The sequence below is a fragment of the Lactobacillus sp. UMNPBX12 genome, from assembly GCF_002553955.1.
In the GTDB taxonomy this organism is placed as follows: Bacteria; Bacillota; Bacilli; order Lactobacillales; family Lactobacillaceae; genus Lactobacillus; species Lactobacillus crispatus.
In genome coordinates this window covers 53498-66959 of record NZ_PCYY01000004.1, presented here as the reverse complement: position 1 = coordinate 66959, position 13462 = coordinate 53498, and the positions used below count along the sequence as shown (strand labels likewise).

The 13462-nt window shown below is 35.2% G+C and carries 9 protein-coding genes; 6 read left to right on the top strand and 3 right to left on the bottom strand.

The window, feature by feature from the left end:
• Window positions 1–264: 264 nt before the first annotated feature.
• A complete protein-coding gene (gene pglZ / locus CP363_RS02775) occupies window positions 265–2763 on the bottom strand; it encodes a BREX-1 system phosphatase PglZ type A (RefSeq protein ID WP_098035808.1) in 2499 nt (832 codons plus the stop codon).
• Between the two features lie 212 nt (window positions 2764–2975).
• On the opposite strand from pglZ, the gene CP363_RS02770 reads away from it, so the two are divergent.
• The 6 genes from CP363_RS02770 (at window position 2976) to CP363_RS02745 (ending at window position 5961) form a co-directional block, all read left to right on the top strand.
• Window positions 2976–3296, top strand: a complete 321-nt coding sequence (locus CP363_RS02770; RefSeq protein ID WP_089143240.1) for a helix-turn-helix domain-containing protein — start codon at window positions 2976–2978, stop codon at window positions 3294–3296.
• Window positions 3289–3870: an ImmA/IrrE family metallo-endopeptidase gene (locus CP363_RS02765; RefSeq protein ID WP_098035807.1), complete on the top strand. Its 582-nt coding sequence runs from the start codon at window positions 3289–3291 to the stop codon at window positions 3868–3870. Before CP363_RS02770 ends, CP363_RS02765 begins: the two co-directional genes overlap by 8 nt.
• A gap of 246 nt (window positions 3871–4116) precedes the next feature.
• Window positions 4117–4800 carry a DUF4417 domain-containing protein gene (locus tag CP363_RS02760; protein ID WP_065989565.1) on the top strand — a complete coding sequence of 228 codons (684 nt, stop codon included), beginning with the start codon at window positions 4117–4119 and terminating at the stop codon, window positions 4798–4800.
• Complete coding sequence (locus CP363_RS02755) at window positions 4800–5186, top strand: hypothetical protein (RefSeq protein WP_065989567.1); 387 nt, start codon at window positions 4800–4802, stop codon at window positions 5184–5186. The genes CP363_RS02760 and CP363_RS02755 overlap by 1 nt, the downstream gene beginning before the upstream one ends.
• Window position 5187: 1 nt before the next feature.
• Entirely contained in the window at window positions 5188–5535 is a 348-nt protein-coding gene (locus CP363_RS02750; protein ID WP_065989569.1) for a hypothetical protein, read from the top strand.
• 9 nt (window positions 5536–5544) lie between these two features.
• Window positions 5545–5961: a hypothetical protein gene (locus CP363_RS02745; protein WP_089147334.1), complete on the top strand. Its 417-nt coding sequence runs from the start codon at window positions 5545–5547 to the stop codon at window positions 5959–5961.
• 56 nt (window positions 5962–6017) lie between these two features.
• On the opposite strand, the gene pglX is transcribed toward CP363_RS02745, so the two are convergent.
• Window positions 6018–9617 carry a BREX-1 system adenine-specific DNA-methyltransferase PglX gene (pglX, locus tag CP363_RS02740; RefSeq protein ID WP_098035806.1) on the bottom strand — a complete coding sequence of 1200 codons (3600 nt, stop codon included), beginning with the start codon at window positions 9615–9617 and terminating at the stop codon, window positions 6018–6020.
• Window positions 9618–9734: 117 nt separating this feature from the next.
• Window positions 9735–13460 (bottom strand): BREX system P-loop protein BrxC, encoded by a 3726-nt coding sequence (brxC, locus tag CP363_RS02735; protein ID WP_098035805.1) that lies wholly within the window; start codon window positions 13458–13460, stop codon window positions 9735–9737.
• Window positions 13461–13462: the final 2 nt, after the last annotated feature.

Sequence of the window (13462 nt, the reverse complement as noted above, 5' to 3'; positions counted from 1 at the left end):
TTAAAAGAGACTTCAAGATTTTGAGTTTGATCAAATCTTATCAACTTGTAAAAAGTATGTTCTTTGCTTTAAATATTCCTCACTTATATTTTTATTAGTGACTTATACACCATAATTTTTAACTCATTTACTTTATTCTCCAAAAGACAATTTTTTATCTATTATACTTGTAAACTTTCTAAAAATTCGGTTCTTAATTGTATCATATGTAACCTCAAGAAAGATTCAAAATCAACAAGAAAAGCCTCTATAATCTTTCTAAAACTATCCTCTAGTAGTAAACAAATCCATGGTGTACTTAAAGCGTTGCGGATCCTCATCTGAGCCATCGCATTCAACAACTAAGAAGTAATTTTTGTTAATATCGTATTGCGCGTCTTGAATTGTGATCGTGACGGCGATTGTGCGATCGGCAGCAGAGCCCTTGCGATCGGCTTCTATCGTTACGCTGTTAGAGATCAACTTGCCATCCTCATCAGTGAAGTAAACATGGTATTGCGTTGGTAAAACTACATCGCTGACTGGTGCGGTTTGATTGAACAATAGATTCATCTTCAAGTTATTAATTTTGAAGGTCGTTGCAGCAAGTTTAATTTCTGCTGGCTTAGCAGCGGATCTTCTTGAAGTTGCCTTAATATCAAGTACTGGAATCAGCATTTCTTGAATAGATGAACCACCGTGAACGTAATTTTTACTACCACTTTTGGCAACGAATTCGTTAGGACTTGTCGGATAATAAACATTGGTCTGATCGTTATTGCCCAGACTGACGCCCATTGTGGTGCCTTTCACACCCTTAACGTTAATCTTGTCCGGCGTAATCAAGTATCGTAAGTGAGCATTGCCCTCATAACTTTGATCACTCAAGTCAATCTTATCCGTATCTTGAATTGGTCGCTCTTGATAGATAAACCCGTGATCGGCAGTAACGATAATATGGGCTACACCGTTAGTTCTCAACGACTGAATTGCAGCTTTGATTTCTGCAATTGCCTTTTCAGTGGCATCAACCAACTCTTTGGTTGTCTTTAATTCATGACCTTTTGCGTCAATTTGATTGTGATAAAGATAAATTACTTTTTTCCCAGTAATAAACTGCTTGATTTCCTTGGAGGTCATTTCCAAAATATCTTTTAATTGTGCAGCCGAATTACTTTCATCAACGGCCTTCAGAATCTTATCACGGTTAAGCGTTGTTTCCGCATTCTTGCCATCCACTCTAACCTTGACAGCCTTGGCATCCCAAGTTAGATCATCATGCGGCAACATCACGTTCATTCCCGTGTAAGTGACCGATGGCAATCCTGTCAAAGCATACTGCATCTTCATTGTTAAACGGTCGTTGCTGTTGAGTTCTTCTTCAAGTTCCTTAGCCACTTCAAAACGTAGCGCATCAGAGAAGATAACAACCACACGCTCACGAACATGTTTGACATAATTATGGTAAAAACGCTCTTGTCTTAATTTGGCAGGCACTTGCGCCAGATCGAAGGTTTCATTCCATTGCTTAACTGAACTGTTAAGTAAACCGTTTCCGTAGTAAAGATCAACCGTCTTCTTAATTTCAGCATATTCATCAGTGTCCGCAATTCTGGTATAAGCTAGCAAGCATTTACGATAAATCGTGTCAATCTGGTACTCATTATCAAGATATTCGCTCAGTTCTTTCTGCCAGTTTTCTACCAATGGCACCCGCAAGTTCAACAATTCAGCGGCATAACGCAAAAACTTATACTCATTCTCAGTACGGTTAGCGAAGTTATTGCGCGTCCGCTTCAGCATCTGATCAATGATCTCCAAAACTTGCTCATAGTCGGTAACTTGATTGCCAACGAATTTACTGCGAATTTTAGCTAAAATCAGATCATTAACTTCATCAAAAATTGTCACTTGCGTTAAATCGCTCAGTGCCTCTTGCACTAAAACGTCGTGCAACTCAAGATCAATCCAGACACGCGTTGACTCATTATCATAATATTCTTGATATTTGTTAGAATCGGCGAAGCGATCAATGAAGATTTGAACGTTGTCTTTATTCTTAAGCACCAATTCTTGCAGCTTGTGTGGCAATTTGCTGCTTAATTCGTTAGCCAAATAAGTTACAAAAAGTCGGTTGAACAGATCAAGAAGACTAACATTCTCCTCTGTATCATAGCCAAAGTAGTTACCAATCAGTTTCCAAAACGGATCCAAAACATTGTATTTAGCAAACGAGAACAAATAGCGATTATTGGAACTGCCAGCAGCGATGATTTTCATGAGCAGTTCGTTCATGTCTAGCTTTTCAGTCTTCGTAATTGCCGCAATAATGCCCTTTTCTGGATTAGATTCAAAGTCTTCTGACCAATATTTAACAAAATCACTACGTCTAGTCTTAGCACCAAAGTATGTGTGATATCGTTTTACGAAAGACAATTTATTCTCAGGCAGATTCAATTCTTCCAGAATAATTTGTGTTGCATCCGCGGTGAAGAGCTTGGAATAATGTTCCATATCAGTTAAGTAATTTTCTTGGATCTTTGGGCGCTCATATGGAGCATAAATCAAGTATTTATGTTGTGGATCATCTAAAAGATCGATCTTGGTCTTAAATTGTTTATCCGCTTGTGCCTTGTAGAGCTTAGCTTCAGTTAATTTGCTAGCGATCTGGTCAATGATGTCCTGGAATTGTTGCTTATTGTCATACCAAAAAACGTATTGATAGTCATCAGCGAAATAGTTATTAAGTTCTGAAATAATTTTATCGGTGGTTAATGTGGTCATGCATGTTCACTCCTACTATTGTTAAATAGATTATATCAGTAGGCGGGGATGCAAAAAAGGCAGATTTATCGCATACTAATTGACATTTCTTCCTATTAAGTACTATATGTAGCAGTTAAGTTTGCCACTTAGTATACATGTTGTGTTTTTACTTGACATAATGATAATTTTGCTGTTGAATGTAATTGTCGATTAATGAAGGAGACATAATAATGGATAACTTAGGCAAGCGAATAAAGGATTTACTAAAGACAAACGGTATAACACAGAAAGATTTAGCAGAAAGAACAGGTTGCACTCAAGCTGCAATTTCGCATTATATCAAAGGTGACCGCACGCCAAGAGCACGCGTAATGACTAAAATTGCGAGTGCATTAAATACCACTTCTGATTATTTAATTGATGGTATTCCTCAAGATCAAAAATCAGAATTAGGTTATGCGAAAAAGCTTATTGCTCGTAACGCTAAAAATATGACTAAAAAAGAGAAAATGGATTTAATTAATATTTTATTAGGAGAAAAAGATGATTGACTATCCTCATAAGTTAACAGATGAAGTATATGAATACATCAAAGGAGAAGCTACACATGTTCTCGTACAAGACCACATTCGTCTTCGGCCTATTTTAGGTCAAGAAATTGCTATGAAAGAACATATTAAATTGATTCCTTATTCAACCTTATCTGGAAAAAAACTAGAAGCAATCAAAGCACTTAGCAAAGACGGAGCATTTGAAGAAAACGGTAATGAAGATTGTATTTACTATAATAACTGTGACTGTTCTCAACGACAAAATTGGACAATTCTTCACGAGTTAGGACATTTCTTTTTAGACCATATAGGTAGAACTGATACTGAAGAAAGAGAAGCAGATTTTTTTGCTAAATTTATTATTGCACCACCTATACTTGTTTATAAAATTAAGGCTCAAGATCCTGATGATATATATGAAAATTTTAAAATTAGCAGCGAGGCTTCACAATATTCATTTAATTATTATCAAAAATGGCTACGACATTATAAGCAAAACGGTGAGTTAACCGATTATGAACAGCAACTTTTAGATTTGTATAATTTAGAAATTAATAACTTAATTGCTTCTTGATCGGCAATTAACAGCAAAGGAAGTGATGTCCATACAAATATTCCATTTTAGAAGAAAAATGTCATTTTATTTCGTAATTTGAGCAAAGAAAAAACGTATTAAATTGCTCAGGCAACAGCAATTAATACGTCAGCAAGTGTACGGAAATACAAGCTATATGATTCAGTTGTATTATCGCACATTTAGCTATGTTTCTCAAATATTATTGAAATGTTTCACCTTAAATGGTGTAGAAAGGAGCTAATTATGCCCCTAGCTATTAATAATATCGTAGATATTTGTCGATTTATGCAACAAATGCATGACGAATTAAAAGAGCAAATTGAATTCGATTCCGATGGTTGGCCTATTTTTCAAAGAACGAATTTTGTAAGTGAAGTTCCCGAAGAATTTGTAACTTTTGATTATCGTACCAATTCTTTAATTACTGCGCCTAGGAATAAAACCGTATTAGCTTTCTTTGAGCCCGATAGACGAATTTATCCTCGCTTAAGTAAAATCAAACAGGATTTGCCTATCTATAAGCAATACGCAGGAGTAGTATTCCCTGACATCACCATAACTACAGATATGGATCATGAATTACAAGAAACTCTCATTTTGGCTAATCATTTATTTGCGGCTTATCTTGTCGCCAATGGTGTTAAAGTTGTATTTAATACCCGTACTGCTGATATTACAACACTCGATACCTTTAAAAATATCCCTCAAGGAGTAATGTGTGCCTCTGGATTTTTAGGTTGTAAAAATTCAACTAATTTTTTTGAGGCATCTAAGTACACCAATAAGATTCTTAGAATCCTCCCTGAAACATTGCTTATTTACGGCAAGCATGACAAGAAAATTGACATGCAATTAGATACTTTAGGTATTAATTACTTGTATTTCCAAGATTTTCACAGTAAAAGCAAAATGGAGGTAGTAGCCTAATGAGCGATTATAAGACTAGATACTCCATTGCTTCAAATACTTATATTAAAAAAACGGTACCAGAAAATCATTTAGATCAAGAGCGGTATCAAAGAAGTAAAGAACGGGAACGAAAATGGAATAAAGATTGGGTTAAACAAAGCGTGGATTTAAACGAAGTGGTTAATAAATTTATTCCAACCAACGATCCCAATCGACATATTAAAACAAATTCGGGAGTTAAATTTAGCTTTTACGGAACTAGATATATAGTAAAAGCTGACAAAGTTGCAGGTTATCTTAGAATTTATGATAAACAAGCGCGCAAATATTGCAAGATTGACGGTACCCCATCAAATAGTTTGCGATTAACTCACTTTAAAATTAAAAAAAGAAAGGAAAAATAATATGTGGTTACATGTTGCGTTAAATCCTACGGCTGTTAAATGTGATCCAGAATACCCTATCCCTTATGTGGACGGTGAACCATCAGATAATTATTTTTTTGACGAAAAAGTGGCTCAAGCATTAGAAAAGGATGGATTTCTGAGTGAAATGTGGCACAAATTTGATGCTACTTTCGACTGGGGAGATTATGATTACTTCGATTACAAAAAGTGTATTACATTTCGTCAATGGCTTATTGAGCGTCTAAAATCTCCAACAAACACCATTGTAAAACCAGTATATGATACTATGTTAGACTATGCGAATAAGGCTATTAAATATCATACTGGAATAGGTTTTGATTTCTAGAGGTGCTTTATGAAATCTACTTATAAACTATTGTCAATTCAATTAGATGGTCTGCCATTACCCAGTTGTCCTCCAAAGATTGTTTTTAGTCTAGATCTTAATTCAATTGACGATCTTAATACTAGTTTCAATTTATTTGACTACGATCACTGTATAAGGAGAGTCAATTGTTCATCGTTATTAAAAACGAATTCATTCTCTGAAATTGATGCCGTTGTTAGCAAAGTTCCTGAATGTACTAAGCTAATTTTAGTAGCAGACGAATGCTGGTATGCCAAAGTAATGAATGAGCTTTACATCAGACGTGTTTTACAAGTTTACGCATATCTTGATAAAAAATGTCCAAATCTTCAGCTTGAAATATATGTACCAAAAGATTCGACTCAAAAACTCTTTCCTATCCTGAAACAAATGAAATTTTCTTAGAATAAAAAGACGCGTTAATCTCACTGATTGACGCGTCTTTTTTTGGACTCTATAATCTATAACTTCGACAACAGCTTTTCGCCTTGTTGCAGCTTATCATGATTTACTAGTACGCCGTCATCAAGATCCAAGTCAACTGGATTTTGGGATAAGTGATCTAAGATTTGGTCATACTTAACCATTTCTGCCATTTGCTTATTCAGAGTTGAGATAGTCTTACGATACTTACTCTTAGCACTAGCTGTTGTTTCTTGATCTAATAAATTCTGGTCAACATTGATCAGGTTATTCATTGCTGGTTGCAGGTCATGAAGATAATGACGAACCATGGCAAGTTGATCTGGAGTGTAGCGGTGCAGATACATTAGAGCTTTGAAGCCTTTATTTCTACCGGAACTGAATTCCCAGTAGATTGGTCTCTTTTGATAGATCTTGGAGTGATCCTTGTAGAAATCATTGAGGAAGTAATCTCTGATGATTTGCTCGGCGTTGGTGCCTTTTTCAAATTTCTTTGAATCCAGAGTTTGAGCAATGAAGTTCATATTATCTGATAAGTGATCTGGATCAAATGTCTTAGATAAGAATTCTTTCAATCGAACAATGATATCACGATTATCTTCGAAGTATTGACGATCAGTTAAGAGAATAATGTTGTCTTGGTTAGGGATGAAAGTTTGATAATTAGAAGCATTCCAATCACCACCAGCAAATGCAAGACCATCTTTGTATAATGAATATCGACCGAATACACAACCAATGAAGTATGACAAAAATGCTTTGATATCACGGACTTGATCAGCCTTACGGACGGAGACTTCCTTATCATCTTCTTCTGGGATTAATTCATCTTGTAAGCCATAGAGATCAATGAAGATTTTATTTAACTCTTCTTCATTTGATTTAAGTTGATTGAAACGATCTGATGCTTCTTGTGACCAATTATTATAGGCTTGTTGCAAAGTTGATGCATTGGTAGTTAACAATGGACTACGTTTGAAATTCCATGATGTTTCGAAAGCATTCCAATCAAATTTGGACATTTTAATCGTAGATCTAACCAAACAAATTATATTATCTGCAATTTCAATGTTAAAAGGTATTTTTAACATATCTCCAACTAATACATTAAGAGTAGGATTTAAAAGATCTAAATAAAAAGCAGGTACTTTACTATTCATAAATCCCAATATAACTTCAATTTTTTCTTTATTATTTGGAAACATTGCCGATCCACCGCCTCCAAATATACTATTTTCCATAATTCTAAATGATGTTCTAGAACTTGTAATAGTAGACCAAGTTATGCCTTGCTTAAAATAAAAAGCGATATTTTGTGGTCTGGATTTTAAACTTCCATCAGGATTTCTATAATTTCTTAGTTCTTCACCATTGTTTTCCCAATTAACTACATTTTGAGTATTACCATACCATTTTCTATAATTTCCACCTTTACAATATGTATACCATTTAAAATTATAAGTTTCATCAAGTGCTTTTACTTTTTTACCCACTTTGTTGATGGCAACTTCATACCATAACCTTACAAATCTTTTGTTATTGCACGTATCTAAGCCTTTAACAGCAGTAATTTCAGATCCTAATTTTTGATAATCAAATGTAGACAAAGCTTGATCAGTAATCCAATAAGCAATTGGATTACCAGGAATTTTATCAAAATTAGACTGACTTACCTGATAAAGATCCTCTTGATCATTTTCTTCAACTATTTCAAGAAAAGTATTTTTCTTTCCATCTTGTGAACTATAATCAACTAATCTTTCATAACTACCTATGTAATTCCTTTTAAATTGATTTTGCAAAATAAAAGTAGCAGTTTGAACAACTTCACCGCCAATATCTTCAAAGGCACGCGTACCAAGATGAGCCATATTGATAATAGTATGTCTTTGAATTTTCACTCTTAATTTTTCAAAGTTAGCCAAAAACATCCAAGAATGCATAGTAACCATTCCAATGTAACCAATTTCTATAGTTAGTTTCATTAATTTTTCCATGAATACACTAAACAAATCAGCTTTAGTATCAGGATAATTCTTTTGAACATACTTTTTAAGTGGGGCATCCATCTTTCCTCCACCCATATATGGAGGATTGGTTACAGCGATATCATATTTATTTCTAAGCACTTTAGCTACATTTAATACTTCACTTAATTGCTCACGTTTCTTAATTGAATCAGCTAAGAGGTTTAACTGTTCAGTTTCTTTTTTTGTTTCAGTTAACTTCTCCAAATTATCAATATCGATGTCTTTATCCACCTTGATAATTGAGCCTAAATCATCACCATATCTAAATACATCTAGAACCTTCTTCAAGTCCTTTGTAGTCTTCTCTTTATCTAAACCTAAGTCAGCAATTAAATCTTGATAATCTTCAACACCATAATGAATTGCAGGCACATCATAAAGATGAACTTGATGATCTCTTCTAAATAAACGACGGTCATTTTGTCTAGCTTTCATTAACAAAGCAAAGTAAGAAAGTTGATAAGCACGCGTATCAATATCTAAGCCATAGAGGTTATTCTTAATAATTAGACTTGCTGCATCCCTGTCAGAATATCCCTGAGTTTCATAAATTTGCATGAAAACTTCAAAGGCGTAAACAAGAATATGTCCTGAACCCATTGCTGGATCCACAAATTTAATATCCGTTACATCTTTTTTAGCCAATTCATCATTAGTTTGAACTCCATTTTTCTCTGAACTTGGCATGTAATATTTCCATCCAAAATTTTCAGCAATTTCTTTTTCAGAGCGAGCATCTCCCTTACTATGAAGAATATCAATCCAATATCTTCCTAAAGAATTTTCTACCATATAACGGACAATCCAGTCTGGAGTGAATAATTGGGTTACTGGTGGAATATCATCGGTTTGATATCTCTTTTTCTTAAATGAATTTTCTTTAGGAACTGTGTTGTAATACTGATAAAGCCAACCAATAATCTGAACTTGACCTTCCTCATTTACGTCAAAGTAACTTTCCGGAATCTCATTAATCAAGTCCTGAATAACTCCGCGATCATAATGCGGCGTAAACAACAACTTCAGATAATTACGCGTCTTTTCAAAAAGACCAGGTAAAATTTCACTTAAAGCATCACATTGCTTAATAAACAACATCATATAAAGTTGATCCATCAACTCTGGCGTCTTATCAGTCAAAGCATTAGTGATTAACTCCTTTTCCTGATCTGAATAGCCACCAAGATCATCTTCAATTTCCATTGCTTCATCAACGATATCAGGTTCAGCCTTACCTTCTTCACTTGTTAACACTCTTACTCTACTTGGCAAATAATTGTTAACTTCCATGAAGCGAAGCGCAATAATCCGGTTAAACCATGTATAAGCAACTTCTTCAACGAAATCATCAAAAGCAGTCTTAGGGTCACTGTCATAATCACAATTATTCAACTCATTAACAATATCTCTGCGCCAACCAATTTGTGCACCTGTTAATGCGTTGTTTTCATTGTCATCAACGTAGTATTTCTTATCAGTGGTTGAGATCGGCAATTCATTGTTAATCTTATTGGCTGTGATGCCTAAGCCAGCTAATTTAACTTCAACCGTATCTCTTAAGTGGTGTCTTGCATTAATCGCAAACTTTTTAATTTTATTTTTGTCCATGAGATTATCTCTCCATTGTCTAAACATACCTACTAATTATAACAAGAGACTTTCATTATTTGTGTTCCTTAGCAAAAAAGACTGATTTTTCGTCAGTCTTTTTAATATTTGCTTCTTTTATTTAAAATCGACATTCAAGATATCGGTATCCTTCAATTCAGCTTTTAATTTAGCTCTCAATTGTTCAAGATACTTATCGATATCTTCTTCACTTTCAATCTTCCAAGATCCTTCAGTAACTAAATCATTAATGTTTTTAAAGGTTGTTCTCTTTGGTTTAACAACTGGTTCAGTTGGTTGCGGTGCAATTGGAGTTACTGATGGTTTAGTATCCTCATCATTCTGAGCAGGTTTAGCAGGAATTGGTTGAGTGTTTTGCGTAGGTCTCTCTGCTAATTCACGACTAACTTCGGAGATCCGCTCTTTTAATTCACGATTAATACCGTTGATCTTACTCTTTAACCCAATTAAGTTTAAGTAGGCATCCCCATCATTACTCTCGCTATAGCCTTGTGCTTGAGCTGATAAAGAATTAAATTTATTATCGATCTCGTCATTTAACAACTTGGTTTCTTTTTCTGGGAAGCCAGTCTCCGTTACTTGTTGCTTAAAGACTTGCGTATTTTCCTTAATCTGCGCATCAATTTCGTCATATGCTTTTTGCATATCATCGTTATAACGCTCTGCAAAGGCAGAATTTAATTCACTCAACTTTGGAATTGATTTATTAAATTCATCCATTGCCAAGTATTTATCAAGATCGTTAGCTATATCTTTTAGCTCATTATCATTGACAAAGCCCTTCGCATGATTGAAGCGATCAAGGTAATCATGTGATCTATTCCAGATTCTCTCTTGGCTGCTCTGTCCTTCAACATCGCCGTAGAACTGCAAGATAGATCGATCATCTATGTCATCACGCCAATCTTCAAAGTCATCTAAATGATCTGAAATAACTTGGAAGACACGATCACTATCATCAACTTTAGTAATTCGGCTTAATTCGTTAATTCCTTTTTGCAATAATTCATAGCCTGGATATGGTGTATTGAAGTTATACTTTTGTGTCTTAAGTAAATTCTCCAGAATGTTTACCGCTACCGCAGTCTTCTTTTGAATTTCATCAGCCATTTGCTCAGAAGTTGCATCCTCAGACAAATTCAATTGTGCTTCAAGAACATCGCTAACGAATTCACGCGCATCTCTCTTTTCACGCATTGAAATTTCTCTAACTGGCTTAATCGTCAATTTAGAGATATTGTTTTTACTAATGAAGTAACGCTGAACTGTCTTGGGATCTTGATGAGCATCATTCAAAGAAATTTGTGAATTATTGAAGTAAAGCTTCAATCTTCCGTCAGCAAAGGCCTCAGCAACCATCCATGCAACATCGATTTGCTTATAACCGTATGGGATATTGTTAAAGTGACTAACCACACTAGCAAAGGAAACATTGTTCATTGAGCCTGCTTGAACGCCAACGTAGTTAACTACTTCATCAACAGCGTGGGCATTTTCCTTAAATAAGGTAACATCACTCTTACCCTTTAAGATATCAAGTACATCTTGATCAGATTTAACTGAAGCTAAGTATTGCAAGTTGCGGTAACTGTTATCAATGATCTCTTTCTTAGCTTGTTCTAAACGAGCTTCAAAGTTACTGCCTTTAGTAAGAACATCATCTAAGACGTAAATATCCGCATCAATTAACCCATCCTTAAGCAACTTCTGTGTAGCTTTTTCAACCTGAATTTCTTCCGCATGGCGACTTGTTGCAATTAAGGTCTTCTTTGTATCAGAATGACTCTCAGGTTTCTGCATGAATTCATTAACTTTTTCGATTTCTCGATAGTTTTCAATATAACGATCATCATCTTTCAAGACAATGATAATATGCTTACCATCACTGGCTTGTTGTTTAAAGTCAATATCACGATAACTGCCCTCAAGTAATGGTGACACAATCTGGATATTGAGGTCATTACGTAATGGATTAAGCCCCATATCATCAATATACATGTTAAATTCAAAGATATATTGATTCTTCATCTTTGGATACGTGTACTTAGAATCAATCAACCCTGAAGTAAATAAGTAGGCACCAATATCACGCGCAACGCGGCGGTCATCGACTTCAATCGCATTAATTGCTTCGTTAACTTCTTGTTCAGAGTCGGTCAAGAATTCATAAGTGTCCATCTTCTTTTGGATGTAGTTCTGTCTAAGCAAAACGTGAAGGGCATCTTTAACCTTAGCAGTCAATGCTTGACGATCTTCGTTAATATCATCTAAGAGCAGCGTTACGATGTTTTCTAAAGTTGATGGATAATTATCAACATAACGAACCATGAATAAGACGGCTAAAACTTGAATATTAAAGCCGTAATCACCATGATCACCGTTAACATATTTATCGCCAATTGCCTTATCAAATACAACTTGGTGGTCATGACTAAGGAATTCTTTCATCCCAATGAAGAAGGCAGAGAAGGGTACTAACTTACCCAAATTATCATTCTCATATCTTCTAGTAGCTTCTTGGAATGTTGCAAGCATTGAACGCTCACCATCAGACATGTGACTCCCGTTTGCACCCTTTTTACGAACTGCAGACAAGACATCCTTTAATAAACCGAATTGATATGGCACAAATGGGTAATTATCAACGAAAGATTGCGCACTTTCATATTTTTCACGCTTAATCGCATCACTAAAGTTAATCTTATTATTGATGCTGTATTCCTTCTGCGTGAATAAATCTTCTAGTTCTTCCTTAGCTAATGGAGTCTTAGCAAGCAAACGTTTACGAATAACTTCATCAGCGTTAGCAGAACTCATCGTAATTAAAGTATTGAAACGACCTTGAATCTTAGAAAAGTCACGCTCGTGCTTGGAGAAATTACCAGTAACTTCATCCATTTGCTGCTGCGAAGTTACGACAACCCACGCGCGGCCTTGGCATTGAACACCCAATTGTTCAACAATCGTTTGCAAGTTAAGCATACGATTATCATCGTCACCAATGAATTGACCTACTTCATCAGCTAGGAAGACGATGTGGTGATCGTTACCTTTTTTATCAAGATAATCCTTCACTAAACTGGCAAAGCCAATAGCATCAATACTGAACTTCTTACTTTGCAAGCCATCAACATAATTCTTAGCATCCACTTCATTTAAGGCACCACTATTAATAAGCGCATTTTGAATACGAGTGGTCATAATGGCATAGTTTCTGCGAGTAGCTTCCCAAGTTGAATTATGTTTGATATCAAGTTTCTGGAAAGCTTCCTTAAAGGCTTCATACTTACCTGCATTATCAAGCCAGCGTTCCATATCCGCAATTTCCGCAATCGGTGAGTAACCTAATTGTTCATTGAAAACCTTAAGAAAAACATTAAGGATCGCGTTACTATCATTAGCCGCATTAGAATCAGCTTTTGAATCAATGTTAAACAAAGCCACATCTGTTGGGACACTAGTTGCCTGGTTAATAGAATCAGCTAAATGGTCATCATCAAACTTGCCGTCTTCCAAGAAATAATCAATTGCCTTACGACCAGCAACTGTATCATTTTCTAATAAATAGGAAAGAATCTTTAAGAAGTGAGATTTACCGGAACCGAAGAACCCACTAATCCATGCACCCATCTCATCAGTTGGATTATTAATACTCTTGTCATAAGCATCAAAAAATCTGGTGAAATTATTCTTCAACTCGTTAGTTACAACATATTCTTCTAATTCTTGTTTCTTGATTGCTTCACTGTCTTGACCAATCTTAATAACACCGCGGATATCACGGTTGATATCTTTTTGGAAGATGTCTTTAATTTGTGTCATAT